The sequence below is a fragment of the Paenibacillus sp. CFBP13512 genome, from assembly GCF_005233705.1.
Taxonomy (GTDB): domain Bacteria; phylum Bacillota; class Bacilli; order Paenibacillales; family Paenibacillaceae; genus Saccharibacillus; species Saccharibacillus nuruki.
Window position 1 is genome coordinate 109039 of sequence record NZ_QGAD01000013.1, and the last position, 26766, is coordinate 135804.

General features: G+C 40.5%; 25 protein-coding genes and 1 pseudogene. 22 read left to right on the forward strand and 4 right to left on the reverse strand.

Annotated elements, in window-relative coordinates:
* Window positions 1–9: 9 nt before the first annotated feature.
* On the forward strand, window positions 10–819 hold the full coding sequence (gene nadE / locus PaeCFBP13512_RS17680) for an ammonia-dependent NAD(+) synthetase (RefSeq protein ID WP_137224941.1): 810 nt from the start codon (window positions 10–12) through the stop codon (window positions 817–819).
* 146 nt (window positions 820–965) lie between these two features.
* On the opposite strand, the gene PaeCFBP13512_RS17685 is transcribed toward nadE, so the two are convergent.
* Window positions 966–1796: an alpha/beta hydrolase family protein gene (locus tag PaeCFBP13512_RS17685; RefSeq protein ID WP_069329439.1), complete on the reverse strand. Its 831-nt coding sequence runs from the start codon at window positions 1794–1796 to the stop codon at window positions 966–968.
* A 182-nt stretch (window positions 1797–1978) separates the two neighbouring features.
* On the opposite strand from PaeCFBP13512_RS17685, the gene acpS reads away from it, so the two are divergent.
* The 4 genes from acpS (at window position 1979) to PaeCFBP13512_RS17705 (ending at window position 5396) form a co-directional block, all read left to right on the forward strand.
* Window positions 1979–2386, forward strand: a complete 408-nt coding sequence (gene acpS, locus PaeCFBP13512_RS17690; protein ID WP_069329438.1) for a holo-ACP synthase — start codon at window positions 1979–1981, stop codon at window positions 2384–2386.
* A gap of 96 nt (window positions 2387–2482) precedes the next feature.
* On the forward strand, window positions 2483–3874 hold the full coding sequence (mutY, locus tag PaeCFBP13512_RS17695) for an A/G-specific adenine glycosylase (protein ID WP_137224943.1): 1392 nt from the start codon (window positions 2483–2485) through the stop codon (window positions 3872–3874).
* Window positions 3875–3891: 17 nt separating this feature from the next.
* Window positions 3892–4311, forward strand: coding sequence for an SMI1/KNR4 family protein (locus PaeCFBP13512_RS17700; RefSeq protein ID WP_137224945.1), 420 nt, complete (start codon window positions 3892–3894; stop codon window positions 4309–4311).
* A 206-nt stretch (window positions 4312–4517) separates the two neighbouring features.
* Window positions 4518–5396, forward strand: a complete 879-nt coding sequence (locus tag PaeCFBP13512_RS17705; protein WP_137224947.1) for a DMT family transporter — start codon at window positions 4518–4520, stop codon at window positions 5394–5396.
* 77 nt (window positions 5397–5473) lie between these two features.
* Here the strand turns inward: PaeCFBP13512_RS17705 and PaeCFBP13512_RS17710 are convergent, their stop codons facing one another.
* A complete protein-coding gene (locus PaeCFBP13512_RS17710) occupies window positions 5474–6082 on the reverse strand; it encodes a superoxide dismutase (RefSeq protein WP_069329434.1) in 609 nt (202 codons plus the stop codon).
* A gap of 678 nt (window positions 6083–6760) precedes the next feature.
* On the opposite strand from PaeCFBP13512_RS17710, the gene PaeCFBP13512_RS17715 reads away from it, so the two are divergent.
* The 16 genes and pseudogenes from PaeCFBP13512_RS17715 (at window position 6761) to PaeCFBP13512_RS17790 (ending at window position 20893) form a co-directional block, all read left to right on the forward strand.
* Window positions 6761–7189, forward strand: a complete 429-nt coding sequence (locus PaeCFBP13512_RS17715) for a GNAT family N-acetyltransferase (RefSeq protein ID WP_069329433.1) — start codon at window positions 6761–6763, stop codon at window positions 7187–7189.
* 148 nt (window positions 7190–7337) lie between these two features.
* Complete coding sequence (lepB, locus tag PaeCFBP13512_RS17720; RefSeq protein ID WP_069329432.1) at window positions 7338–7856, forward strand: signal peptidase I; 519 nt, start codon at window positions 7338–7340, stop codon at window positions 7854–7856.
* Window positions 7857–7881: 25 nt separating this feature from the next.
* Window positions 7882–9593: pseudogene (gene queG, locus PaeCFBP13512_RS17725) on the forward strand (tRNA epoxyqueuosine(34) reductase QueG).
* 35 nt (window positions 9594–9628) lie between these two features.
* Window positions 9629–10663 carry an HD-GYP domain-containing protein gene (locus PaeCFBP13512_RS17730; protein ID WP_069329429.1) on the forward strand — a complete coding sequence of 345 codons (1035 nt, stop codon included), beginning with the start codon at window positions 9629–9631 and terminating at the stop codon, window positions 10661–10663.
* A 140-nt stretch (window positions 10664–10803) separates the two neighbouring features.
* Complete coding sequence (locus PaeCFBP13512_RS17735; RefSeq protein WP_069329428.1) at window positions 10804–11082, forward strand: YneF family protein; 279 nt, start codon at window positions 10804–10806, stop codon at window positions 11080–11082.
* 60 nt (window positions 11083–11142) lie between these two features.
* Window positions 11143–11736 (forward strand): GTP cyclohydrolase I FolE, encoded by a 594-nt coding sequence (gene folE / locus PaeCFBP13512_RS17740; RefSeq protein WP_137224949.1) that lies wholly within the window; start codon window positions 11143–11145, stop codon window positions 11734–11736.
* A 138-nt stretch (window positions 11737–11874) separates the two neighbouring features.
* A complete protein-coding gene (locus tag PaeCFBP13512_RS17745) occupies window positions 11875–12366 on the forward strand; it encodes a hypothetical protein (RefSeq protein WP_137224951.1) in 492 nt (163 codons plus the stop codon).
* 13 nt (window positions 12367–12379) lie between these two features.
* Window positions 12380–12670, forward strand: coding sequence for a hypothetical protein (locus PaeCFBP13512_RS17750; RefSeq protein ID WP_137224953.1), 291 nt, complete (start codon window positions 12380–12382; stop codon window positions 12668–12670).
* A 146-nt stretch (window positions 12671–12816) separates the two neighbouring features.
* Window positions 12817–13662: a lipoate--protein ligase family protein gene (locus PaeCFBP13512_RS17755; RefSeq protein ID WP_137224955.1), complete on the forward strand. Its 846-nt coding sequence runs from the start codon at window positions 12817–12819 to the stop codon at window positions 13660–13662.
* Window positions 13663–13717: 55 nt separating this feature from the next.
* Complete coding sequence (locus tag PaeCFBP13512_RS17760) at window positions 13718–14716, forward strand: beta-ketoacyl-ACP synthase III (RefSeq protein ID WP_137224957.1); 999 nt, start codon at window positions 13718–13720, stop codon at window positions 14714–14716.
* Entirely contained in the window at window positions 14706–16001 is a 1296-nt protein-coding gene (locus PaeCFBP13512_RS17765; RefSeq protein ID WP_137224959.1) for an ATP-grasp domain-containing protein, read from the forward strand. The genes PaeCFBP13512_RS17760 and PaeCFBP13512_RS17765 overlap by 11 nt, the downstream gene beginning before the upstream one ends.
* Window positions 15998–16990 carry an NAD-dependent epimerase/dehydratase family protein gene (locus PaeCFBP13512_RS17770; protein ID WP_137224961.1) on the forward strand — a complete coding sequence of 331 codons (993 nt, stop codon included), beginning with the start codon at window positions 15998–16000 and terminating at the stop codon, window positions 16988–16990. Before PaeCFBP13512_RS17765 ends, PaeCFBP13512_RS17770 begins: the two co-directional genes overlap by 4 nt.
* Window positions 16987–17892 (forward strand): MBL fold metallo-hydrolase, encoded by a 906-nt coding sequence (locus tag PaeCFBP13512_RS17775; RefSeq protein WP_137224964.1) that lies wholly within the window; start codon window positions 16987–16989, stop codon window positions 17890–17892. The genes PaeCFBP13512_RS17770 and PaeCFBP13512_RS17775 overlap by 4 nt, the downstream gene beginning before the upstream one ends.
* Window positions 17889–19238, forward strand: a complete 1350-nt coding sequence (locus PaeCFBP13512_RS17780) for a F390 synthetase-related protein (protein ID WP_241669421.1) — start codon at window positions 17889–17891, stop codon at window positions 19236–19238. The genes PaeCFBP13512_RS17775 and PaeCFBP13512_RS17780 overlap by 4 nt, the downstream gene beginning before the upstream one ends.
* A gap of 106 nt (window positions 19239–19344) precedes the next feature.
* A complete protein-coding gene (locus tag PaeCFBP13512_RS17785) occupies window positions 19345–20211 on the forward strand; it encodes an SDR family oxidoreductase (RefSeq protein WP_069329418.1) in 867 nt (288 codons plus the stop codon).
* A gap of 250 nt (window positions 20212–20461) precedes the next feature.
* Window positions 20462–20893 carry a hypothetical protein gene (locus tag PaeCFBP13512_RS17790; protein ID WP_137224968.1) on the forward strand — a complete coding sequence of 144 codons (432 nt, stop codon included), beginning with the start codon at window positions 20462–20464 and terminating at the stop codon, window positions 20891–20893.
* A 65-nt stretch (window positions 20894–20958) separates the two neighbouring features.
* Here PaeCFBP13512_RS17790 and PaeCFBP13512_RS17795 read toward each other — a convergent pair whose 3' ends face one another.
* Window positions 20959–22116 carry an alpha/beta hydrolase gene (locus PaeCFBP13512_RS17795; protein ID WP_137224970.1) on the reverse strand — a complete coding sequence of 386 codons (1158 nt, stop codon included), beginning with the start codon at window positions 22114–22116 and terminating at the stop codon, window positions 20959–20961.
* A 268-nt stretch (window positions 22117–22384) separates the two neighbouring features.
* Here PaeCFBP13512_RS17795 and PaeCFBP13512_RS17800 point away from each other — a divergent pair, with 268 nt between their 5' ends.
* The gene (locus tag PaeCFBP13512_RS17800; protein WP_069329416.1) at window positions 22385–23128 is read left to right on the forward strand and encodes an IclR family transcriptional regulator; all 744 of its coding nucleotides are present in this window, start codon (window positions 22385–22387) and stop codon (window positions 23126–23128) included.
* A gap of 210 nt (window positions 23129–23338) precedes the next feature.
* Here the strand turns inward: PaeCFBP13512_RS17800 and acnA are convergent, their stop codons facing one another.
* Window positions 23339–26068, reverse strand: a complete 2730-nt coding sequence (gene acnA / locus PaeCFBP13512_RS17805; RefSeq protein WP_069329415.1) for an aconitate hydratase AcnA — start codon at window positions 26066–26068, stop codon at window positions 23339–23341.
* Window positions 26069–26766: the final 698 nt, after the last annotated feature.

Sequence of the window (26766 nt, forward strand, 5' to 3'; positions counted from 1 at the left end):
GAAATAAAGATGAGTATACAACAGCAAATTATTGATGATTTACGTGTTCAACCAACAATTGAACCGGATGCAGAGATTCGCAAGCGTGTTGATTTTCTCAAATCCTATATTCAAAAATCAGGTACACAAGGATTACTGATTGCAATTAGTGGTGGAATTGATAGTGCAGTTGCCGCAGGTCTTTGTAAACAAGCAACGGATGAGCTTAGTGAGTCTACAGGTAAAAAATACATGACACTTGGTGTATATCAACCTTATGGACAACAATCAGATATCGCTGATAGCTATGCGGTTGCTGAAGCTTTCAAGCTTGAACATACCGTTGAAACTGATGTACAGAGCGGTGTAGATGCCATCACTGATCTTGTAAATAAAGTGTTGCCAAGCATTGATATTCAAGATCCAATTACACCTCAAGCCAAAGGTAATATCAAAGCAAGAACACGTATGGTCACTCAATATGCACTAGCTAATGAATTAAATTTGTTAGTAGTTGGAACCGATCATGCTTCTGAAGCGATCACAGGCTTTTTCACCAAATATGGTGATGGCGCAGTAGATATCACGCCATTAAGCACGTTAAACAAACGTCAGGTTCGTCAATTGGCTACACATATGGCTGTACCTCAATCGATTCTAGATAAAGCTCCTTCTGCTGGACTATGGGAAGATCAGACGGATGAAGACGAGTTAGGGATTACGTATAACGACAATAGTGACTATCTAGAAGGCAAAACAATAGATCCAGTAGCAGCAGAGCGTCTTGAAAGTTATTACAAACGCACTGCACACAAACGTGATCCAATTCCAGGTATCTAAATCAGAGTTGCTATACTATAAAGTCTGAACATAATGACGGATTTTTTTATACACACGAAAAAACAGCGTTCTTTTAACCTGAGTAAGGGTTGAAAGAACGCTGTTTATGCTTGGATGTAAATTGGCAACCCAAATAACTAAATAGATTAATCCAAACGACTACCGATAACACTACGAATAAATGTACTACTGGCTTCCAATGCTTGATCCAATTGAGGAGAAGAACCGACAAAAGGATGAACCGTATTAAACATATGGTTACCGCCTTCAATAGCAACATAATTAATCGAAGGATTAGCATTTAGCAAAGCTTGTGAGCCTTCAAGCAGATGAGGATGATCTTCTGTTCCTTGGACAAGCATAATCGGCAACGCCGCTTCTGTTATTCGATGAAGCAGATCATATTGTTCACGGTGTTCCTCAATATCATCAATAATGATTCGATCAAGTGGCATTTGTTGACCTGTACGTGCATTGGTAATATAACTTCTGCCCGCAGTCACCATTTCTTTTTTCTGTTCTGTTGTGAATAAGCTTGGCAGATCGCTTATACCATTCCATGATAATACACCAGCAATCTGATCTGGATGATCGAGTGCATGCACTAGACTCACTCCACCTCCACGGCTATGACCAAGCACAAAAATAGGTACTTCTTGATATTGTGATTGTTCTTTTATATAATTCGTCAAGTTCGATAAATCTTCCAATTCAAAACCATACGTATTACGAGCAAATAACTCAAGCTCTGTAAATTCTTCTGGCTGTTCGCCAATACCATTATGTGAGAAATTAAATGTAATCACATCACCGATACTGCTCAACTGCTGAGCAACATACGGGAACATGCCCCAATCTTTGAATCCTTTATAACCATGAGCGATAATAATAACAGCTCGTACTTCATGCTTAGCAGGGTAGCGAGTACAACGAATGACTGCCCCGTCTGCTCCGGGGATCGTGAATGAATTTGACATCATCATTACCTCCTTCTAAGTACTACTTACCCAAAGCACTTGGTAATCAAAGCGTAACCGATATCGAATAAACAATGATTTGGGCTTTAGCTGAATATCTAACTATACATGCTTGGCAGTACAAGCAACACCAATGGTACAATAATAGTATTCAAGATTGGAATGTGCAGGAGGTACGTATTTTGATTTATGGTATAGGACATGATGTCCTTGAAATTAAACGGGTAGCTAGAATTGTCACAGGTTCACAAGGGTCCAAATTTATAGATCGTATACTAACACCAGCCGAACGTAACATTGCTCAGACCAAAGGAGCCAAACTACACGAATTTGTAGCTGGACGCTTTGCTGCCAAAGAAGCTATTTCTAAAGGATTCGGCTCTGGGATTGGCGCTACAATAAGCTTTGGTGATATAGAGATTGTACCGAATCCTTCAGGCAAACCTACGGTTGCCTTATCTGCTCAAGCATGGGAGCGATTAGGATTATCAGATCAAGCTGAACAGTATGCTATTCATTTAAGCATTTCTCACCAGACCGAATTAGCTTCTGCTTTTGCCGTTATCGAAAAAATAACGTTAACCCATTGAAATTAAGCATGTTATCTACACTTATGCACCTCATTTACAACATGATTCTACATCATATCTGATCACACAAGATTGCGATCATTGAAGGAGAGTACTATGTCTAATTTAGCCTTACAGCAAGAAGCCAAAACGTATTTTAGTCGTGAATTGTTAGTCTGGTATGACGAACATAAGCGTGATTTGCCATGGAGACGAAGTCGTAACCCTTATCATATCTGGATCTCTGAAATTATGTTGCAACAGACACGTGTTGATACTGTAATTCCTTACTTTACTCGCTTTATCGAGAAATTCCCGACGGTAGAAGCATTAGCGACTGCACCGGAAGAAGAAGTGTTAAAAAGCTGGGAAGGGCTAGGCTATTACTCACGTGCACGTAATCTACAAGCAGCGGCGCAACAAGTGGTAGAGCGTCATGAAGGTATTGTACCGAATACACCAGAAGAAATCTCTGCCCTTAAAGGAATAGGCCCGTATACTGCGGGTGCAGTGCTTAGTATTGCTTATGGTGTTCCTGTTCCAGCCGTAGATGGTAACGTGATGCGTGTATTATCGAGATACTTCTGCTTAGAAGATGATATTGCTAAGGGGCCTACACGGGTCAAAATGGAAGTGCTCGCTAAAGAGTTAATTCCACGTGGTCGTGCTTCGGATTTCAATCAAGCGTTAATGGAACTTGGAGCTATGGTATGTACGCCCAAATCTCCGGGTTGCCTTACCTGTCCGGTGATGAAGCATTGTGAAGGACGAATGAATGGGATGGAGCTTATATTGCCGATCAAAACCAAATCCAAACCTCCACGTCCTGAACATCGTTTACTCGCTCTGGTTGAAGGAACAGGAGAACGCGCAGGACAAGTATTGATTCGCCAACGTCCAGCTACAGGATTACTTGCACGCATGTGGGAGTTGCCTCATATTCTTGCAGACGATTCCAAAAAAGCAGGTGCAGGTGCAGACTTGCCGGATACAGATGCAATGAAGCGCTTAACCTATGGGATTCATAACGAAGGAGTAGATATCCAACCGCTAGAGCCGTGGATTACAGAAGAGCATACGTTTAGCCATATCCATTGGACGATGCGTGTATTCCGCTGTCGTGAAGCTGGAGTCTCTGCTACAGGGCAACAATCAGAACCTACTGTTCGTTATACAAGTTCGGCGACACAGCCGTTAGAAGCGTCACAAGGCGCTTTGAAAGAGATCGATCCTTTGGAATATGAACAAGCTACATTAGAACTCAAATTATCAGGTTCAACACCAAGCAGTCTACAGAAAATCCAAAAACAACTTCACCTTGATGATACATTGGCAGTAGAACAACAAGAAGCGGTTGCTGAACATCCAGAAGTTTATGAAGCTGTTCCAAGTACACTGGTGGGTGAAGCTTTTGCTTACGATTATCGCTGGATTACCGCAGGCGATATGAAAAACTATGCGTTCCCAAATCTATTTCTCAAAATTCTGCAACAGCATTTTGCCCAGTAAAAAGGAGCGATATAGCCATGATATCGTTAGAGGAAAGTGAACAATCATTAACCGAGCATGAATGGCAGACATTTGCTAACAGTATAGACTATCCAATTCCAGAATCGTTCAAAGACTTCTATCTACAGCATAATGGAGGTTATCTAGAACCGTTATTTGTAGATGGGGAAGAATATGCGCCTTTGATTCATGGATTTATGCCTATTACGTATGGTTCACTAACGATAGAGCAATTAATGATAGATATGCAGTATGCGTGGGATATTTTGCAAGAAGTCTGTATTCCATTTGCTTCTGATGCTGGAGGTAACAGCTTTTTGTTACGAATAGTGCCTCAACACTATGGAGAAGTTGTTGTCTGGCTAGAGGAAGAGGAGTCGATCATTCCTTGTCGTCATTCTTTTGCCGAATTGCTAGAGGATCTGCCTTATTATTAGTTATGACTGATTGTTAAAGCTTGATAGTGATATCATAAAGTATAGTTACAACGAGAATATAGCGTACAGTAGAGATTCAGTGGTGTACGCTATTTCTGTTGCAAATACAAAAGCAAGAAAGTGAAAGTTTTATTCTACGGTGTATTTTATAGTAAAGACATACTACATAGACATATAATATTTGGAGATAGTGGAGGTCAACGATTATGAAACCTAAAGAATTAGGAGCGTTACTGTTATTGGGTGCTCTCTGGGGAGCCTCATTTATATTTATACGAATAGCCGCACCTGTATTGGGACCGATCTGGCTGATTGATTTACGTGTATGGATTGCAGGTATTGTACTACTTATCTATGCGCTTATTGTACGCAAATTGCCTGATTTTAAAAAGGAATGGAAATATTATCTGATGTTGGGTCTATTAAATGCGGCTATTCCTTTTTCACTTATTGCGTATTCAGCTGTTCATCTTAATGCTTCTTTAACAGCTATTTTGAATGCTACAACCCCCCTTTTTACAGCGATTGTAGCTCGCATCTGGTTAAAAGAATATTTATCTGTTCGTAAAGTGATTGGTATTCTGATTGGACTTGTAGGTGTGTGTATTCTGATGGGTTGGAGTTCAGTTCCCTTTACTCTAGAAGTATGGTTGTCGATCGGTGCTTCGCTAACAGCGGCGTTATTTTATGGCATTGGCAGTGTGTATACGAAACTTACCTTTACCAATACACCGGCTCTTTCGTTATCGATCGGGCAACAGCTAGCAGCGGGAATTATTCTTATTCCTTTAAGTGTAGTGACTGTACCGACAGCAACGATTTCGCTAACGGTGATGATCGCTGTATTAGGGTTAGCAGTGTTATGTACGGCTATTGGCTACCTGTTATATTTCTATCTCGTGGAGCATGTCGGCCCAACCAAAACAGTAAGTGTAACTTTTTTAGTTCCGCTATTCGGTATTTTCTGGGGAATCTTGCTCTTAAATGAACATATTACTTTAGGAACGATTGTCGGGTTGATCGTGATTTTTATAGGTGTTATTTTGATGAATGGTGTACAGAAGACCAAGAAGATCAGAGTATAAAGAATACAAAAAAAGCCCTTTGGAATATAAATACTCCAAAGGGCTTTTTGATACTTCTATTGTAAAAGGGTATATTCTTATTTTGCAGCAGCGTAACGTTTGTTTACTGCATCCCAGTTGATTACATTCCAGAAAGCTGCAATGTAGTCAGGGCGTTTGTTTTGATATTTAAGGTAGTATGCATGTTCCCACACATCAATACCAAGTAATGGAGTAGCACCTTCCATAACCGGGCTATCTTGGTTAGGAGTACTTGTTACTGCCAATTTGCCATCTTTAACAACTAGCCAAGCCCAACCGCTACCAAAACGAGTAGTTGCTGCTTTAGCGAAGTCTTCTTTGAATTTCTCAAATCCGCCTAGTTCGCTATCGATTGCTGCTGCGATATCACCAGTAGGTGCGCCGCCAGCGTCAGGTCCGATAATTTCCCAGAAAAGACTGTGGTTGTAATGTCCGCCACCGTGGTTACGAACTGCTGTACGAATACCTTCAGGTACGCTGTCCAGGTTGCTGATCAATTCTTCTAAGCTTTTGCTTTGCAATTCAGGAGCACTTTCCAAAGCGGTATTCAGACTAGTCACATATGTGTTGTGATGACGGTCATGGTGAATCATCATCGTTTGTTCGTCGATGTGTGGTTCCAGAGCGTTGTTAGGGTACGGTAATGCTGGTAATTCGAATGCCATTGTAAAATACCTCCCAGAATTTAGAATTCAGAAACGAAAGTTAGCAGAAACAATAAGAAAAATAGTATTCAACTTAATGACAACTGCTAAAAACCGTTCCCTATGTAAATAAACATATTACTCTCTATATTAAACCGTATATTTTTGACTAAATCAACTTTTATGTTTAGAAAGTTGATGTGGTGCGGGTTCCGAGCGATTTATTTTATTTTAATATATAGAAGTAATAGAAAGAAATAAAGTCGAAAATGCACGAAATATGACAAAAAGTATAGTGAGGCTACTAAAGTAGTGTTATACTATATTTTGTCCCGCATACAACTTTAATTGAAGATATAATAATTGTCGTGAATATTTATAAGCGTTTATTTATAAATATAATTTGATATCCTTTAATTACCAAATTATGTTTAAAGTGGAACCGATAGGTGAAAAACAGAGTAATTAAGCGCTTTCAAAAGAAAATTGGTGTAATCTGGCGGAAATTGTGGTTTAATTATCGTTGAGGTTATATTCTGCACATTTTTGCAGTTTTTTGTTGTCTTTTGGTCGATGTGTACTATAGGATTTTATGCAATCCTTTATCGTTGGACGCAACGCTTCTATAAGCGAATGTCCTTCTTTTTGTTTTTTTATAAGGGTGTACTTAATCAAGCTGATGAAAAGGGAGTTTGGAGTATGAATGTTCGTTCCTTTAAATTAAGTGATTTGAGTCTCGTTACAGAACTCTTGCAGGTGGCTTTATCTGAAGAATGTTACGAGAACACGATGGGACCGTTCGCCACACAATTATCATGGGATTCCGAGCTAATCGTAGTAGCGGAACAAGGCGAAGAGATTGTTGGTCTATTAATCGGTACAATCGATCGGAATTTTGGTTGTTATTACCGCATCGCTGTACATCCTGATGTTAGACGCAGAGGTGTAGGTACGGCACTTGTCAAAGCTATGGAACAACGTTTTGAGCAACGCAATGTCAGTGGCATTATGGTCGCTGGCGATGAGCACAACAAGGCTGTATTACCACTTTACGAAGCAATGGGATATGGAGAAAATAAAGTCTTGAAGACTTTTGACAAACTCAGTATCGTTGCTGTTCATGCGTAAAGTTTAGAGAGAAGAATTTTATGTAATATCCACATATGAGCACATCTTGCCCTCCGAAACACGGATGGGAATAAAGATGTGCTTTTCTATATTTAGGAAGAATTTAAGGTATAATAAACATAATGTAAGATTTTAAATGAGGTGTATTATGTATTGGCGGGAATGGCTCAAGACGATGGTCTTGGCATTAATCATACTCGGCATATTGAATAGTTGGGTATTTAATATATCAACAGTCAAAGGACAGTCGATGCAGCCAACTCTTGTACAGCAAGAACGGTTGTTTATCAATAAATTAATCTATAAATTTCATACACCGGCACGTGGAGATATTATTATTTTGCATGATCCTATATTGAGTGCAAGCCCCAGCTCCAAATTGTTAGTGAAACGAGTCATTGCTATCGGCGGAGATACGATTGAGATTCGTAACCACCGAGTATATATCAATCAGATTGAACAGCAGGAAACGTATATTGATACCGATATAGGAGATGAAGATCACAAGCCGATGATAGTGCCAGAAGGGCAATATTATGTCATGGGTGATAATCGTCATGAAGGAATGAGTAAAGACAGTCGTATTTTTGGTACGATAGCTTTAACGCAGATTGTCGGGCGTGCCGATTTTATTATATGGCCTTTATCCAAATGGGCATTTTTATAGAACATATTATAGGAGGTGACAGTGCATGACGCAGCAAGAAGTATTACAACAAACAACAACCAGATGGGAACAGCTCAAGCTTGAAATCAAGCAGGCTGCGCCATCGCTGGGCATAGATGATGTAGGCTTTACGACAGCAGATCCTTTTTTGTATTTAAAAGGAGTCTTAGAAGAGCATCGTCGTAAAGGGCATGAATCAGGTTTTGAAGAACCGGATATTGAGAAACGTATTCACCCGAGCTTGGCATTAGATGGAGCAAAGTCGATTATAGCGATATCTGTTACCTATCATTCCAAGATGGAAAACCCGCCTAAGTCAGAACCCGGACAATATCGAGGCATTATGGCACGTTCAGCATGGGGCAAAGATTATCATTATGTACTACGTGATCGGATGCAGCGTTTAGAAGATTTTATTCGGGAAAAGGTACCGGAAGTTCGAATAGAAAGTATGGTAGATACCGGGGTGTTGTCAGATCGCGCGGTGGCTCAGCGTGCAGGGATCGGTTTTTATGGTAAAAACTGTGCTGTGATTTCACCTACATTAGGTTCATGGATATTTCTAGGTGATATGATCACGGATATTCCGTTTCCACCCGATACGCCAGTTACTGAAGATTGTGGAACATGTACCAAATGTATAGATGCTTGTCCAACAGGAGCATTAGTAGGTCCCGGACAATTGAACTCACAAGTCTGTGTTTCTTTTCTAACACAGACTAAAGGCATGTTATCTGATGAACATATGCGTAAGATCGGAAATCGATTGTATGGTTGCGATACCTGCCAGATTGTATGTCCCAAAAACAAAGGCAAGAACTGGAATCATCAAGAAGAACTTCGCCCTGATCCAGAAAAAGCCAAGCCATTATTATTACCGATACTTGATCTCAGTAATCGAGAATTTAAAGAACAATTTGGTGATACTTCTGCGGCATGGCGTGGCAAAAAGCCCATTCAACGCAATGCAGTTATTGCGCTCGGGAATTTCCGGGACAAATCGGCTGTGCCGAAGTTAACCGAATTACTACATCGTGATCCTAGACCAGAGCTCAGAGGAACAATCGCATGGGCGCTTAGCCGAATAGGTGGCGAAGATGCGCTACAAGCAGTGATCCATGCGCTCGCCAAAGAAGTAGAGCCTGAAGTCACGGAACGTTTGCTCCAAGCCAAAGCTATACTTGAAGGAGAGATCGCAGAATGATTTCTTTGTATTACGATGAAATTAAGGCGCCTACAGGAACAATAACGCTAACATCGTCACTTCACGGGATATGCCGTTTAGATTTTAAATCTTATGCCGATAATAAAGATAAGATGGCGATTTGGGCAAAGCGCTGGTATGGAGAGCATGAGTATATATATTCGCCTGACCATTTACAGTCAGCCGTACAGCAGTTACATGAATATTTTGCAGGAGAGCGGCAAATATTTGAGTTGTCGTTTGATTTGCAAGGTACTGATTTTCAGCGTCTGGTCTGGCAAGGGTTACAGACTATTCCTTATGGAGAAGTCGTTTCGTATAAATGGATCGCTCAGCAGATTGGCCATCCTACAGCAGTACGAGCCGTTGGAGGCGCTAATAATCGTAATCCAGTACCGCTGCTTATTCCATGTCATCGTGTGATTGGAATGAATGGACAAATGGTCGGTTATGGTAGTGGTCTACCACTGAAAGAATGGTTGTTGAATCTGGAAGGGTATCCTATTGAACCTGTGCTATTTGAATTGAAATAGAGCTCATATCCTAATATCGGTAAAGGAGACTTCCCATGAGGTACGTAAACATCGATAAAGTAGAGACAGGGCAATATTTAGGCAAAGCGATTTATTCAGGTAATGGAGCGATTCTATTGTCTGCTGGTGTACAACTGACCGTCTATATGATTAATACGCTCAATCGGATCGGTGTCACGATGTTGTATATTCAAGATGAGAACTTTGCTGATATTGAAATGGAAGAGGTACTCAGCGAAGCGACCAAACAGATGATGATTCGTGAAATGAGTGATACGTTCGATGCTGTTCGTTCCGGTAAAGAGTGGAGTCCGAATAAAGTAGCTTTTAGTATTGAACAATTGCTTGAAGATATTACAAGTATGCGTGAAGTACAGGTGCAATTAACTGATATCAAAACAAATGATAATGTGCAATATGTACATGCGATGAATGTCTGTCTTTTATCCGCTATGATGGGTATGAATATGGGACTTAATCAACATCAACTGAAAGATTTAGCAACAGGGGCTTTACTGCATGATGTCGGTAAATTTTCAAAGATAGCGGAAGATGATCTGGAGATTGGTTCCAAAAACCATCATACATGGCGTGGATTCGAACTCATCAAAACCAAGCGAGAATTCAACTTAATGATTGCTCATATTGCGCTTCAACATCATGAACGAATGGATGGCAAAGGCAAGCCGCGTGGACTTAATGAAGAAGAAATTCATGTGTATGCTCGTATTGTAGCCACAGCGAATACTTATGATAATCTGATTACATCCAAAGACAACGGTGGACAGGGATTATTGCCTCATCAAGCTTGCGAAGAAATGATGGCTCAATCGGATCGTATGTTAGATCATGATGTGTTAGTAGAATTTACACGTATTATCTCGGTGTATCCTAATGGTACAGGTGTGCGATTATCAAATAAAGAAACAGGTGTGATCGTCAGACAACATCGTGGCTTACCCGGTCGTCCGGTGGTACGCATTGTAAGCGGAAGTGGTGGCGATCTAGACGTTAAAGAAATTGATCTGGCGAATGCAACGACTACATTTATTGAAGCAGTTATGATGTAACTTCTAACGATTGAAAATGTTTGCTAAGCCGATCACGGAAATGGTATGATAAATGCTGTTCCTGCCTTTATCGGTTAAGGGCGTAGTGTACCCTTTTACAAGGAACTTCACACTATAATTCATCTACAGGGGTGGCAGTTATGACGTGGTTAAACTGGGTCATTCCAATCGTGACTTTGATTGTCGGTCTGATTGGCGGCTTTTTTATTGGTGCATATTATTTGCGCAAACAGATGGAAAAAATGCAAAACGATCCAGCAGCTTTGCAAAAAATGGCGAAGCAAATGGGTTACAACCTGAATGGTAAGCAGATGCAACAAGCTCAACAAATGATGAAAAATAATCCACAAGGTGGCAAAGCGCCTAAAGCTAAAATGCCTCCTATGGGTCGCGGAAATACAGGTAAACGCAGAAGATAAGCAAGTAGCATCACAGGGATCAGGTCCATAAAGACCTTGTAATGGGAAGAGGAGGTCACTATGGCTGGTATCAAAGATTATACTAATCTTGAAGTCGGTGAAAACCGTGCACAGATTGAAGACCATATCCGTCAGATTTTGAAATTGATCGGAGAAGATACAGAACGTGAAGGTTTGCTTGATACGCCTGCACGTGTTACTCGTATGTACGAGGAGATTTTTGCTGGTTATAGCGTAGATCCTAGAGAAGCGCTAGGTGTAACTTTTAACGAGAATCACGAAGAAATGGTTATCGTTAAAGACATTGTCTACTACAGTCAATGTGAGCATCATATGGCTCCTTTTTTCGGCAAAGTGCATATCGGTTATGTACCTAGCGGTAAAATTGCAGGCTTAAGCAAATTCGCTCGTCTGGTCGAAGCTGTCAGTCGTCGTCTACAAGTTCAAGAACGTATTACTTCTCAAATCGCAGATATATTGGTAGAAGTACTTGATCCAACAGGCGTTATGGTTGTGGTTGAAGGCGAACATCTATGTATGTGTGCACGAGGTGTTAAAAAGCCAGGTAGCAAAACGATCACTTCCGCAGTTCGCGGTGGATTCCGTACAGATGCACCATTACGTGCTGAATTTTTAGCATTGATTAAAGACTAAATATGAATAAAAAACAAGACGCCTACTTACTAAATAGAAGGGGTCTTGTTTTTGTTTATTTTAGATAGATGTATATTTAGAAAGTATAAAATATGTTACACTTAATAAAGTCATTTTGTAATCAAGGAGTTGTAACATATGCCCGACTGGCATCTTAAAGATAGATTAAATCATGTTTACTTGGCAGAAATAGTATCAATGGTAGATTCTGATACAGATAATCTTCATAAGTTAGGATGGCAAGTCGAATTTGACTGGTCGATATATTGCCAAAGCAACAATGACTATAACGCTTATAAGCTTCTTTCTATACATAGTTCTTACATACAAGGTGCAATAGCATATCGTGATAATGATGATCATGTATATGTTGATTTGTTAGAAAGCGCTCCTCAAAATCGTTATCGTTTTAAAGATCGTATTTTTGTGAATGTAACAGATGTTCTTCTGGGACAAGCTTGTTTATACAGTCAATCTATAGGATATGATGGGTTCGTTTCATTTGTTCCTAAAAACGAATTAATCAGATATTATCAACAACGATTCAATGCAAAGTTTATTGGAAATAGTCAAGGTATGTACTTAGATGATATTGATGCAAGAAGGATAATAGAGTTATACTATTATTAAAGGAGATGATCTGATGCTAAGAAACAAATTAATTAAATTGAATGAAGCTTCTTTGCAATCGATTCATCATACTAATCAAAATATACGTCGTGTAAAGAATGTGACTCAAACATGGAGCACTACTTCAAAACCAACAGTGATGATTAAACCTGCTTCTGCTAAGCAATTAGTAGATATGAATGTAGGCATGAGAGCTATTCGCCAGAGTATGAAAGAAGACCTTGGACAAAAACAATATGATGCCCGTATGCAAAGTAATCGGGAATGGTTTGAACAATATACTGCAATTCAAGTTCGTTCTTGATGATATAACAAGGTAAAAGTGATTATTCAAAAATGGTGGAAATGATGCCAAATGGCGTTGTGTCCACCATTTTTTTATGTAGAGGACATATAGAAACTGATATAATACAATGATTAGAATCAAGCAACTGAAGTGGAGGAATCATGATGTCAGCAGACAATCATCGGCATTCTATCCCTACATTAATCGATGTGCCTGTAGGTTTGGAACAGGCGGTATGGGTAGAACGACTATTGGTAGAGCAAGGAGAGTCAATATTAGCACCATTAGCATGGGAAGAGTTAATGTGTCGTCAAGTGGGGCAAGGGCATCCTCCTGTGATTCATCTCTGGCGACATACAGATGGTATGGCGATTGGTCTGCGTGATCGGCGATTGACGTATGCTACACAAGCAATGGAACAATTTCGGCAACAGGGTACATCGGTCTGTGTACGTCCTTCAGGTGGTGCGGCAGTTCCTTTACATCCCGGTATTTTGAATCTATCGATTATACTCCCTAATCCTAAGCGCAATATTAGTATTCATCGTGATTTTCGCTTTATGGCGGATTGGATCAGTCGAGCAGTCGATCCGTGGAATACACATGCTCATGTGGGTGAGATCGAAGGAGCATTTTGTCCGGGAGATTATGATGTGAGTATTGCTGGACGAAAGTTCTGCGGTATAGCTCAGCGTAGACAAGCCAAAGCCTATATTATTACGGCTTTTATTATTGTAGAAGGCCGTGGAGATGAATTGTCCGCAGGGATTCGGCGCTTTTATGATCTGGCAGTAGGGGAGCAGGACAAAGGATATCCTGTTGTACAACAAGGCACGATGGGCAGTCTATCTGAGTTAGCGCAAGTACCCGATGTAACTTCATATACAGAGCAATTAAAATCTATTTTAGCAGAAGGTCAATCGATTGAAATGATCAAGGAACAGACTTTATTTTCACCACAAGATATTCAACAGATGGAAGAGTACTTGATCCAGCGATATGACGAATAGAGAAGCGAAGTAGAAGTGAATTAAGAACGGGATTGAATAAGAAAAGAGGTCTATCATGCAATTACGCAAAGTGAAAATCGTAGGAACCGGTAAATATTTACCGAAGCGTGCAGTAACCGATGAAGAATTGGATCAGAAGCTAGGAGTACAAGCAGGTTGGACGCACAAAGCGACAGGTGTGGGCACCAGATATTATGTGAGTGAAGGTGAGACAGCTTCGATGATGGGCGCACAAGCGGCGCAAGATGCTTTGGATGCAGCAGGTCTTACATTTGCAGATATGGATTGTCTCGTATGTACAAGTGGAACCAAAGAACAGCCATTACCAAGCACAGCGGTATTTATCCAGCAAGCGATGGGACAAGAAGAGTCAGGTGTGCCTGCTTTTGATATTGATGCGACCTGCTTAAGCTTTTTGGTCGGCTTGGATACGATGTCTTATCTGGTAGCCGCAGGACGATATCGGTATGTTCTTTTGGTAGCTACAGAGATTGCATCGGCAGGGCTTAATTGGGAAAATAAAGAAAGTGCAGCTTTATTCGGAGATGGAGCAGCCGCTGTGATTATTGGTGCATCTGCGCCAGAAGAGTCTGCTCGAATTATACATACTTCGCTTCAAACCTATAGTAAAGGCGCACGTTATTCCGAAATTCAAGGTGGAGGTACACGATTACCTGCTCATCTGCAAAAAGATCTAGCAGAATCCTTTTTATTTTTTATGGATGGACAGAAAATCTTCCGCATGGCTTCCCGATTATTACCTGACTTTATCGATCAATTGTTAGAGCAATCTCATACCAAAATGGAAGATTTCAAATTGGTTATTCCTCATCAGGGTAGTGCTATGGCAATGCGCCTGATACGCAAAAAGTTAGGCATTAGCAAACAACAATTTCTCGATATCACTCTTAATCATGGGAATACGATAGCTGCCTCTATTCCGATGGGCATTCATGAAGCGATTGTACAAGGAAGAATAGAACGTGGCGATCGCATTCTATTAATGGGAACAGCGGCAGGATTATCATTAGGAGGAATGGTGCTTGAGTACTGAGCCAGTCATACCACAACAGATATTGATTACAGGTGGACGTGCTCCTGTAGCGCTTGAGTGGGCTCGCCTTTTGCATCGTAACGGTCATTATGTCTATGTGGCTGAAAGTAGTAGGTATCATCTGTGCCGTGTATCGAGTGCTGTGGTGGAAAGCTTTCAAGTGCCGCCGCCCCGCCAACAACCGCAATTATATCTGTCTGCATTAGAGCAATTGATTATAGAGCATCAGATCGATCTTTTGCTCCCGACATGTGAAGAGATTTTTTATATTGCGCAAGGTCTGGAACGATTGCAAAGGGTTTGTCGAGTGCTTACACCTTCGCTCTCTACACTGCATACTCTGCATCACAAAGGAAAATTTATTGAACAAGTGATAATGAATAATCAAGTCGCTCCGAACACTTTCTCGGTAGCAGAGCCTTCAACAGACTCTTATGATTATTCGGTGCCTGATGCAGAAGGTCATACATTTGTGCGGAAACCGATTTATTCTAGATTTGCATCGCGAGTGATTATGCCGTGGGAACCCAGACGTATTATAGCTTCAAAAAAGCAAAAGACTACAGCAAATACAATGATAACAACAGAAACAACAGCAATGAATAAACAATATGAATCATCAGCTTGGATTGCTCAACAATATATCAAAGGGAAAGCGGTTTGTACCTATAGTCTCGTGCATAAAGGTATCGTGATCGCACATGCTACGTATACAAGTAACTATAGAACATCACGTACAGGAGCGAGTGTATATTTTGAAGCTATAGAGCATAATAAAGCGTACGAGTGGGTATGCCAATTTGTTCAAGGGATACCTGTAGAGGATCAACATCCATCTAATACTGCTTTTTGTGGACAGATTAGTTTTGATTTTATTGAAGAAGATTCGACAGGCATTCTATATCCGATTGAATGTAATCCACGAACGACCAGTGGGATTCATCTTTTTCAACACCAAGATACAATGATTCAAGCATTGCTAGATCCTGAGTCAATAGCGCAAAGTGGTCAAGTAATTATGCCAGCCGTAGGAACAGCTAGAGTATTGACGTTACCGATGTGGATAGCAGGCATCAAATACAATCGGGATTGGCAAGCTTGGAAAAACTGGTGGAACAGTCTACAAAGGGCGACAGATGTGGTATATCAGGCAGACGATCGCAAGCCATTTTGGGAGCAATTTCGATTAGTCGCTCAAGCGTTGCGAACTTGTCGTACAGAGCGTATTTCACTGACTGAAGCATTAACCCATGATATCGAATGGAATGGAAAGGAGAGCTTATGACCAGAGCATTAATTACCGGGGCAACAGGATTTTTGGGTGGATATCTAGCCAGACGATTAGTTGAACTAGGCTGGGATGTTCATGGAACAGGGCGAGATGAAAGCCGTGGACAAGCATTAGAACGTATTGGCGTACAGATGAATTATTATGATCTAGGAGATGCAGAACAAGCGATAGAAGCTTGTAAAGGACAAGATATCGTTTTTCATTGTGCTGCATTGTCTTCGCCGTGGGGTAAATATCAACAATTTTATCAAAGCAATGTAAAAGCCACTCAACATATTGTTGATGGTTGTATTCGGCATGATGTCCAGCGATTGATTCATGTGTCTACACCCAGTATTTATTTTGATGGCAAAGCTCACTACGGGATTCGAGAATCCGATCCTTTACCTCGTAAGTCAGTCAATCATTATGCGGCAACCAAATTATTAGCTGAACAGATTGTATTGCAAGCTTATAAAAAGCAAGGTTTAGCTTCAATTATGATTCGTCCGCGTGCGATTTTTGGACCGATGGATCAGACGTTATTTCCACGGTTATTAGAAGTCAATCGTCAATCCGGTGTGCCACTATTACAAGGGGGGTGTGCGCCGATAGATCTGACCTATGTAGATAATGTTGTCGATGCAATGTTACTAGGTGTAAAAGCACCGCAGGCAGCGCTAGGTCAAGCATACAATATATCCAATAGTGAACCGATTGCGTTTGTCGAATTGTTGTCGCGTTTATTTGAACGCTTAGATATACCTTTACATACTCGAAATGTACCTTATTCGGTAGCCCATCTGATCGCAGGAGGAATGGAAGCTGTGTATCGTCTATTCCCAGCGCTAGGCGAGCCTCCATTGACTCGTTATAGTGTAGGGTCGATTGCGGTACCTCATACACTGGATATCTCGTTAGCACAGCAACAATTAGGTTATATGCCTCGTATCAGTGTCGATCAAGGGTTGGAGCGATTTGCAGATTGGTGGTGTGCTCAATGATCACTTCAACAGCAGTGCAATTATGGATCGGAGCAGCTGGATATTGTACTCATCCTGAATTTTTGACATTACAAGGTGGTTCGTTACGAGCGGTGTCATTTCCAGCAGGGTTTGCTTATATTCAGCATCCTGAGCACGGGTATATCTTATTTGATACGGGATATAGTGCGCGCTTTTTTGAAGAAACAGCCACGTTACCACAATCGTTGTACCGTTATATTACACCGGTGATTTATCAGGAAGAGGACTCGGTCATTTCGCAATTGGAAAAGCAAGGCATTATGGCAGATCAGATTAGGTATGTGATCTTGTCGCATTTTCATGGAGATCATATTGCTGGAGCAAAAGACTTTCCGCAAGCAACATTTATATACCTTTCCGAATCGTATCAAGCGGTCAAGGATTTGAGTTCGATCCGAGCGGTTAAAGCAGGATTTCTAGCAGGTTTATTGCCGGATGATCTCACCGAACGCTCGCGTGTGTTGCATCGATCAGATTCCCAACCGTTAACCTCATTGCTATATAGTCATCTTGTACATGATGTATCCCGAGACAACGATCTGATTACACAAGAATTTCCGTGGAAAACGGGGTACGATATATTGGGAGATGGAAGTCTGATTGCTATTGAATTGTCTGGTCATGCAGAAGGGATGATCGGATTATTGGTATCGACAACCAATGATGATTATTTGTTATGTGCGGATACCGTATGGTCTAGTACCGCTTTTACTGAGAATCGTCCGCCTCATTTTCTGGCAGGTATGATTATGTCAGATCGTCAGCAATATAGGCTTAATCTCCAAAAATTACGTCAGTTGCACCTCTCATCTCCATCTATTCGGATCGTGCCTAGTCATTGTAAACAGGCATTACAGCAGTGGGGAGGGCGATGGTTGTGAAAAGATTAAGCGAACTCACCAATACGATGCGTATCCTTTATCATTATGTATGTACTCGTTATCGTAAAGGTTGGAATAGTCGAGCAGAGCTTGAGCAATGGCAAGAAAAGAAAATTATCAAGCATGTGCGTTATATACGGCAACAATCTCCTTTTTATCAGCAATTGTGGCAAGGGATAGCTGATGATCAGTGGCGTGACTTTCCGTTGATAGATAAGTCGATAATGATGGAGCATTTTGATCAATTGAATACGCGGGGTATTGCCAAAAGAGAAGCGATGGATATTGCCGATCAAGCAGAGCAGACACGAGATTTTGAACCTACTTTGCAAGGAGTGACTATCGGACTGTCTTCAGGTACATCGGGTAATCGAGGGTTATTTCTAGTAAGTCCCCAAGAACAAGCACAATGGACAGGGACCGTGCTTGCCAAGTTGTTACCCGGTGGTATTCGGCAACCTGAGAAGATTGCGTTCTTTTTGAGAGCGAATAGTAATCTGTATGAATCGGTACAAAAAGGAAAACTGCAATTTTGTTATTTCGATCTATTGGTACCGATCAAAGCGCATATTGAGCAGCTTGAACGATACCGTCCGAGTCTATTGATTGCGCCTGCTTCCATGTTGCGTTTATTAGCAGAGCAGCAATTATCAGGCTTATTAACGATAGAGCCCCGCAAAATCATTTCGGTGGCAGAAGTACTAGATCCTTTGGATCGTCAATATATTGAATCTGTTTTTATGCAAAAAGTACATCAGGTGTATCAGTGTACAGAAGGTTTCCTCGGAGCCACGTGCGAATATGGTAATCTGCATCTGAACGAAGATATTGTACATATTGAGAAAGAAATGCTGGATCAGCAAAGCAGACGGTTTGTACCAATTATTACGGACTTCTCGCGGGTATCTCAACCGATTATACGGTATCGTTTAAATGATATTCTGACCGAAGCCGCAGAGCCTTGTCCTTGTGGATCACCGATGCTTACTATCGAACAGATCGAAGGACGATGCGACGATATCTTGTATATGACTCATCAGACGACAGCAGAAAAAGTACCGCTATTCCCCGATCTGATCACCAGAGCGATTATAGGAGCTTCCGCAGATATTGAACATTATCGTGTGATCCAGTATCAGATCAACCAACTGGAAATCAGTTATCGTCTTACTGGAAAAACAGATGATATAGCACATGATCAAGCTGTCGAAGCGCAAATCATCCATCGTATCCAGCATATCTGTGATACTTTACAAGCAGTTATGCCAGCGATTACCTTTACAGCATATGAGTTTACGCCCGGAATCATAAAGTTACGGCGAGTCGAACGAAAGTGGACGTTGTGAGTCAGTAGATAAGTAGCTCTATAGCTATTTTCTATATCGAAATGAAATAGGATCATTCTAAAATAAAGTAGTATATTCAGGCATAAAGTAGATAAAGGAGGATCTTATGTCCAACCAAGTAGAAGCGTCATTGGAACGCAAACGTATCGCTTTGGTGACAGGCACATCAAGTGGATTTGGATTGTTGATTGCGGTCTTATTAGCAGAAAAAGGAATTACTGTTATTGCTACAATGCGAGATTTGACACGCAACGTAGAACTGGCACGTATCGCTGAGCAAAAAGGAATCACTGACCGTATTCATTATATCCAGCTGGATGTGACCGATTCTTTATCTATTCAGATTGCAGTCACAACTATCCAACAGCAGTATGGAAATATAGACATTCTTATCAATAATGCAGGGTATGCTGTAGGTGGATTTATCGAACATGTACCGATGGAGACATGGCGAGCACAATTAGAAACGAATGTGTTTGGACTGATAGCAATGACTCAAGCGGTTCTTCCGATGATGCGTGAGCAAAAGCAGGGCTATATTATTAATATGAGTAGTGTAAGCGGGCTATCTGCTTTTCCTGGATATGCACCGTATGCCACTTCCAAATTCGCAATCGAAGGATTTAGTGAAAGCTTGCGTCATGAGGTGGCTGAATTTAATATCAAAGTGGTATTAGTAGAACCCGGTTCATACCGGACATCGATCTGGGAAAAAGGGCTAGCTGATATCCATACAGCACCTCATTCACCTTATCAATCTCGCTTAGAAGCAGTATTGCGTTATTCTCGTAAATCCGCAGCATCCGCTCCTGATCCGCAAGAAGTCGCTGATCTTGTCGGGAAAATTGTAGATAAGCGTTCTCCAAAGTTACGCTATGCTATTGGAGAAGGTTCTCACATTATGATCTGGGCACGCAAACTATTACCATGGCGTGTGCTTGAATGGGTGATCGGTCGAGCGTTGAAGTCTTGAATACTTTTAGAAATGTATCGTAAACATTTACTTGAAAATAGAAGAGTAAATGTAAAATATAGTATGATTAGAACTGGATATATCATGTAGAAATTAAAAATTTATTTGCTGTTCTAATATATCGGTTAGGTATATAACTACGAATAAAAAGGAATATCATTGAAAACCTATTCTGCCAAACAAGTTATTTCAGGAGATTCTATATTTATAAAGATGAAATAAACTTTTAATGATTTAACAGAGGTGAAAAATGAAAAGCGAAGACATCATTGAAGAAATTAAACTAATCAAATATCAATTAAAACTCATGAAAATGATGATAGATGGAGATCGTTATCCATATTTTATGTTTATAACAGATCATGATATTTCTGAAGAGAAAGAAAAACTATTGAGAAAGATTATACTTTTTTTAAAATTAAGACTAGATCAGAAGGAAGAAGATGATAGTGACTTATATACAGAAGATAAGGAATTATTAACTTCAATCTTTAAAAAAGCGGGATTATCTAGTGATGTATTATTTAGCACGCAAAAGCCTACATTTAATGAATTTAGCACATATGTAAAGTGTTTTTTAGGTGAAGATATCAATGTTACATATTTATTGATGAGTATGGAAAAGCAGTCTATGTTCATCCAACTATGTGATTCTTTATTAAAAGATATTTCTCACCAATAATAGACAAACAGCGCCATTCACCTTTAGATAAGGTATGAATGGTGCTGTTTGTGATATACCGATAATTATTTACTTGTAGTCTCTTTAGAAGTGGATGTTGTACCAGATGTATTTTTGCTACTGGAAGAAGATTTCGCAGCACTTCCAGTAACGGTCGGTGAACTGGAAGTGGAAGTAGTGCTATCTATTGCTCCATCATTTAAAAGCGGTTCATTATTAACGTCTTCTTCTTCCGCTAGATTCAGGCTACTTAAGAAATCTGAGACTTTGCGTAAATATTCTCGTGGATGTTCACGGAATTCCAGTTCATGATGAGCGCCTTGGATCACCCAGCTTCCTGAATCGGGATTGGTCTGATTGGCTGCAAGTTGCTCTGCTATCTGGTAAGGAGCTTTATCATCGTTTGTCCCATGAATAAAGAAAATAGGAAATGGATAATCTTCCTTTTTCACCTGTTGATATGGAATCTGGTTCAAGCTTGTTCCGTTAACAATAGGTAATAGAAATTCCAGAATTTCCAGCGATGGATGTCGTGGAAGATCCAACTGTTGCTGGATATTATAGTAGAGTGTATCCGGTTCTAATAAGAAGGTACTGTCCAAAATCATCGCAGTCACATCTTTTGTTTTGAGACCTGCTTGTAGAGCTGTACCTGCTCCCATCGAGAATCCCCAGACGACAATTTCTTGAGAACCTTTTTGTTTGGCAAGTTGAATCGCTCCGAGTAATTGTTGCGATTCTTTTTTACCACCTGTTGCGACTTCTTTGTTTGTTTTAGCGGCAAATCCATAATCAAACATAATCACATTAAAATTAAGCTTATGCGCATAATGAGCGAGATCGTACATCGGAATCCATGTTTCTTCTCGATTTGCACCATATCCGTGGCTAAACACAATCGTTTTGGACGATTTCTGTTCCGCTGGAATATACCAACCTTGCATCATCCGGCTGTCATCCGCTGCCGGGAATGTTACATCTTCGTAAGCCATTCCTTTTGCCTGCATTGGATTAGAGTAGACACTTGCTACTGTCGGATTAGACAGCACCCAAGCAATATAGGCATGCAGTGCCACAAAGCAAAACAGGAAAAAAAACACTATGGATAACACAAAAGCTACCACAACATGCTTTATTCGAATCTGTCTTGGTGAAACTACAGGAGGTGTCTCTTCTAGCTCAGACGAATGGGGCTTTGCATTTTTTTGCAAAGTACTGGACATCTTGCCCCTCCTAGAATTAAAAGTTTGTAGTTGTATCTCATCTTCATTGTTGCGTTAACCGATTTGATTCGACAATATCTACTTATGGTAAAAGTCTAGTTCAGCAAAGTCAATGTTAGATGATCGTCTTCTTCCTTATTATCGACGTATTTCTCTTTACGATTAGAGCTAGCTTCGATATAATTTATGTAACCAAGTTTCATTGAGTGAAACTTACAAAAATAGACAGTATTCGTTGTAAACAGATTCAAATGCGGAGGCGACAACAATGGAAGATCGCAAGTTGACTGTACGAGCAGTAGAACGTGCGTTAGACATATTACTGTGTTTTACCCGAACGAGCGATCTTGGACTCACCGAGATTGCTACGGAAATTGGATTACACAAAAGTACGGTACATCGGTTATTAGCTACGTTAGAAGAAAAAGGCTTTGTCATTCGCAATAGCAGTACAGATAAATACCGTCTAGGGATCAAAATCTGGGAGTTATCGACTCACCTATCACAAAACGATGACCCTGCGTTGTTATTGCTTGCAGATATGGAAGAATTGCGTGAGCAATTGGGCGAAACGATCAGTCTGTACTTGCGAGATGGAGATGAGCGCTTACGGATTCAAGCGGTGCAAAGTAATCAGGCGGTACGACGTGTTGCACCAGTAGGAGCACGGTTGCCTTTGACAGTAGGAGCATCCAGTAAAGTGTTAGTCGCTTTTTCCAGTAGTGAACAGCAAGAAGAACTGTTAAATAGTCCAGATTGGCCGCTTACCGTAGATGTTGAGCATTATCGTCAACAGCTTGCAGAAGTGCAGCGTAACGGGTATTCAACCAGTTATGAAGAGCGTGAACCGGGAGCCGCAGCGGTTGCTGTACCGATTTTTGATCGAACAGGAGCATTACGTGCTTCGCTATCTCTTTCAGGGCCTGTCAGTCGTTTGTCGATGGATAAACTGCATGAATATGCGCCAGTATTGATTCAAGCCGCGCAAGAGATGGGCTTTAAACTGCGTTGATATTTAATAATGCTACGATTACTCGGATAATTACGTAACGATATAGCTACAAGATGGATAAAATAGAGTTCATCATCATAAAAGCAATATAACGAACAGCGAATCTCCTAAGTGTTAGGAAGTTCGCTGTTTTTGTATACCAAAAAGGCTCCCGATTAAGGAAGCCTTTTTTTGGTAATGTATACTTTGAAAAGCGAAACGAAGGATAAATTATACCGTTTCACCTTTGTTAGTGTTTTGCATCATTTGACGAAGTACAGTTTGCAAGATACCACTGTTATGGTAGTAATCGACATCAACAGCACTATCCAGACGAGCCGTTACTTGGAATTCAAATGTTGTACCGTCTTCACGAGTACCTTTGACCGTAACTTGTTCACCTGGTTTAACATCATTGCTCAAACCAATGATATCAAAAGTCTCAGTACCTTTAAGTCCCATACTGCTCCAACCGTAACCTTCTTGGAATTGTAGTGGCAATACGCCCATACCTACCAAGTTACTACGGTGAATACGTTCAAAGCTTTCAGCGATAACAGCTTTAACGCCTAGCAAGAATGTACCTTTAGCAGCCCAGTCACGGGAACTACCTGTACCGTATTCTTTACCTGCGATAACGATCAAGTTCTGACCTTCTTCTTGATAACGCATCGATGCATCATAGATCGACATGACTTCATTGGTAGGAAGGTAAGTAGTTACGCCACCTTCTGTACCTGGAGCCACCTGATTACGAATACGGATATTTGCGAATGTACCGCGCATCATCACTTGGTGATTACCACGACGGGAACCATAAGAGTTGAAGTCTTTGCGCTCTACACCGTTTTCTTTCAAGTATTCGCCTGCTGGTGAAGAAGGAGAAATATTACCTGCTGGTGAGATATGATCGGTTGTTACCGAATCGCCAAGTAGTGCAAGCACGCGTGCGCTACGAATATCTTCGATATCTTTCATACCATCAGCCAGTTTTTCAAAGAATGGCGGATTTTGGATATAAGTTGATTTGTCATCCCACTCATACAATTCGCCTTCTGGTACAGGAATTTCATTCCAACGTTTGTTCGCTGTAAATACATGCTCATAACGGCTACGGAACATTTCTGGAGAAATGGATAAGCCGATCGCATCGCGAATTTCTTTCGCTGTAGGCCAAATATCTTTCAAGTATACAGCTTCACCTGTAGGATCATAACCGATAGGATCGTTTTGTAGATCGATATCAACTGTTCCTGCAAGAGCATAAGCCACAACCAGTGGAGGAGATGCTAGATAGTTCATTTTCACCTGAGCATGAATCCGTCCTTCAAAGTTACGGTTACCTGACAATACAGAAGCAACTGTTAGATCGTTATCTGCAATCGCTTGTCCTACTTCGTCTGGCAATGGACCGGAGTTACCGATACATGTTGCACAACCGTAGCCTGCAAGATAGAAACCAAGAGCTTCTAAATCTTTGTCTACGCCTGCTTTTGCCAGATATTCAGTAACGATCAAGGAACCTGGAGTTAAGCTTGTTTTTACATAACTAGGCACTTTCAATCCACGAGCTACTGCTTTTTGTGCAAGTAATCCAGCACCAAGCATAACGCTAGGGTTAGATGTATTCGTACAACTGGTGATTGCTGCAATAACAACTGCACCAGCACCCATTTGAGTTGTTTTACCGTTTGGATGACTCACTGTGATTTTCTCAGCGATCTTCTCATCAGACAATCCGTAACCGCCTGCTTCTACAGGAGTACGAACAGCACTACGGTAGCTAGATTGCATATTAGTCAATTCGATGCGATCCTGTGGACGTTTAGGTCCTGCAAGACTTGGTACAACAGAAGCTAGATCCAATTCAATCGTATCTGAGAATACTGGATCAGGTGTTTCGGCTGTGCGGAACATGTTTTGTGCTTTGTAATATGCTTCAACCAATTCTACTTGCTCATCAGCACGTCCTGTGTTGCGAAGATAGAACAAAGTCTCATCATCAACAGGGAAGAAACCAATAGTAGCACCGTACTCAGGAGCCATATTAGCTACAGTTGCACGGTCAGCAAGACTGATATTGCTTAGGCCTGGACCGTAGAATTCTACGAATTTACCAACAACGCCTTTTTTACGAAGCATTTGAGTAACAGTAAGCGCCAAATCTGTTGCTGTTGCGCCTTCGCTCAAGCTACCTGTTAATTTGAAACCAACTACTTCAGGCATAACGAAGTATAGCGGTTGTCCAAGCATACCTGCTTCAGCTTCAATACCACCAACACCCCAACCAACAACACCTAGACCGTTGATCATTGTAGTATGTGAATCTGTACCCACTAGGGAATCAGGGAATACTTGCAATTCGCCATCAACAGTACGAGTTGCTGCTACAGAAGCAAGATACTCCAAGTTTACTTGGTGAACAATACCTGTAGCTGGTGGAACAGCACGGAAGTTATCAAATGCTGTTTGTGCCCAACGCAAGAAGCGGTAACGCTCTTCATTACGTTCAAATTCAATATTCATATTATATTCAAGTGCATCAGGCGTACCGAATGCGTCTACCATAACGGAGTGGTCAATAACAAGGTCAACCGGTACTAAAGGATTGATCTGTTTAGGGTCGCCACCTGATTTTTTAACAAAATCACGCATAGCGGCTAAATCAACAACTACAGGTACACCGGTGAAATCCTGAAGCACGATACGTGCAGGAATAAATGGAATTTCTTTCTCTTCGCGACCTTCACTCCAGTTCGCAAGTTGCTTCACATGCTCTTCAGTAATCGCACGTCCATCATATTGACGAACAGCGGCTTCAAGTAGCACACGAATAGAGAAAGGAAGTTTGGAAATGTGTTCATAACCTTTTTCAGCTAAAGCATTAAGGCTGTAATAACGGTAAGACTGGTCTCTCACTTTCAGTTCTCGGCCAACAGAAAATGAATCTTTTGGTGACATAGATGCCCCTCCTCAAATAAAATACGGCTTACTTTTTGGATTTTGCGTTACAGGGAAAAATCCTCAACATTTTGGCAAATGATCTTCAAACGCTTGCTGGATAAAATTAGAAATGAAAACGGTTCAATTCATTACTATTCTATACTATTAAGCAACTAAAATCGAATTATTCAAAATGGAGAACGATAAAAATGTTTATAGTTTCACACAGTGAAACACAATTTCAAAAAGTAATTCTTGTATTAAGTATACCGTTTACATGGGAGGTAGTAAAGATGTTTTTGGAAGAAATTTACCTGGGAAATGAATGTATTTAAGTTATGAGAGAGGGAAGAATAGGATGAAAGTAAAACGAAAAAATAAAGTAGATGGTTATGATCTTAATTTTTAATAAACTCTTTGTTATAACAGCAGTATTCATTTTATTGTTTGTACTTTTACTTGAAAAATATAACCAGAAATTAATAGTTAAAGTTTCTATTTACTGTATAGTGTCATATACGTTTTGTAATAGTTATATAAGTTATTTATAATATGTTTTCTTTTATTTTGTAGTAATAGCATTAATTGATATAAATAGATATGCAATTTAATTTTAATTTTTGATGGATAATAATGAGGATATATACTTAAAAATACTTTTAAAAAATCTTTTATATAAGGAAGCGAAAAGTATATTATTAATTCCGCAATTTTTA

Excerpts from the sequence above, each read along its gene's own strand:
- nadE (WP_137224941.1), top strand. The coding sequence starts at position 10 with ATGAGTATACAACAGCAAATTATTGATGATTTACGTGTTCAACCAACA.
- PaeCFBP13512_RS17685 (WP_069329439.1), bottom strand. The coding sequence starts at position 1,796 with ATGTCAAATTCATTCACGATCCCCGGAGCAGACGGGGCAGTCATTCGT.
- mutY (WP_137224943.1), top strand. The coding sequence starts at position 2,483 with ATGTCTAATTTAGCCTTACAGCAAGAAGCCAAAACGTATTTTAGTCGT.
- PaeCFBP13512_RS17700 (WP_137224945.1), top strand. The coding sequence starts at position 3,892 with ATGATATCGTTAGAGGAAAGTGAACAATCATTAACCGAGCATGAATGG.
- PaeCFBP13512_RS17705 (WP_137224947.1), top strand. The coding sequence starts at position 4,518 with ATGAAACCTAAAGAATTAGGAGCGTTACTGTTATTGGGTGCTCTCTGG.
- PaeCFBP13512_RS17710 (WP_069329434.1), bottom strand. The coding sequence starts at position 6,082 with ATGGCATTCGAATTACCAGCATTACCGTACCCTAACAACGCTCTGGAA.
- PaeCFBP13512_RS17715 (WP_069329433.1), top strand. The coding sequence starts at position 6,761 with ATGAATGTTCGTTCCTTTAAATTAAGTGATTTGAGTCTCGTTACAGAA.
- lepB (WP_069329432.1), top strand. The coding sequence starts at position 7,338 with ATGTATTGGCGGGAATGGCTCAAGACGATGGTCTTGGCATTAATCATA.
- PaeCFBP13512_RS17730 (WP_069329429.1), top strand. The coding sequence starts at position 9,629 with ATGAGGTACGTAAACATCGATAAAGTAGAGACAGGGCAATATTTAGGC.
- PaeCFBP13512_RS17735 (WP_069329428.1), top strand. The coding sequence starts at position 10,804 with ATGACGTGGTTAAACTGGGTCATTCCAATCGTGACTTTGATTGTCGGT.
- folE (WP_137224949.1), top strand. The coding sequence starts at position 11,143 with ATGGCTGGTATCAAAGATTATACTAATCTTGAAGTCGGTGAAAACCGT.
- PaeCFBP13512_RS17745 (WP_137224951.1), top strand. The coding sequence starts at position 11,875 with ATGCCCGACTGGCATCTTAAAGATAGATTAAATCATGTTTACTTGGCA.
- PaeCFBP13512_RS17750 (WP_137224953.1), top strand. The coding sequence starts at position 12,380 with ATGCTAAGAAACAAATTAATTAAATTGAATGAAGCTTCTTTGCAATCG.
- PaeCFBP13512_RS17755 (WP_137224955.1), top strand. The coding sequence starts at position 12,817 with ATGTCAGCAGACAATCATCGGCATTCTATCCCTACATTAATCGATGTG.
- PaeCFBP13512_RS17760 (WP_137224957.1), top strand. The coding sequence starts at position 13,718 with ATGCAATTACGCAAAGTGAAAATCGTAGGAACCGGTAAATATTTACCG.
- PaeCFBP13512_RS17770 (WP_137224961.1), top strand. The coding sequence starts at position 15,998 with ATGACCAGAGCATTAATTACCGGGGCAACAGGATTTTTGGGTGGATAT.
- PaeCFBP13512_RS17775 (WP_137224964.1), top strand. The coding sequence starts at position 16,987 with ATGATCACTTCAACAGCAGTGCAATTATGGATCGGAGCAGCTGGATAT.
- PaeCFBP13512_RS17785 (WP_069329418.1), top strand. The coding sequence starts at position 19,345 with ATGTCCAACCAAGTAGAAGCGTCATTGGAACGCAAACGTATCGCTTTG.
- PaeCFBP13512_RS17790 (WP_137224968.1), top strand. The coding sequence starts at position 20,462 with ATGAAAAGCGAAGACATCATTGAAGAAATTAAACTAATCAAATATCAA.
- PaeCFBP13512_RS17795 (WP_137224970.1), bottom strand. The coding sequence starts at position 22,116 with ATGTCCAGTACTTTGCAAAAAAATGCAAAGCCCCATTCGTCTGAGCTA.
- PaeCFBP13512_RS17800 (WP_069329416.1), top strand. The coding sequence starts at position 22,385 with ATGGAAGATCGCAAGTTGACTGTACGAGCAGTAGAACGTGCGTTAGAC.
- acnA (WP_069329415.1), bottom strand. The coding sequence starts at position 26,068 with ATGTCACCAAAAGATTCATTTTCTGTTGGCCGAGAACTGAAAGTGAGA.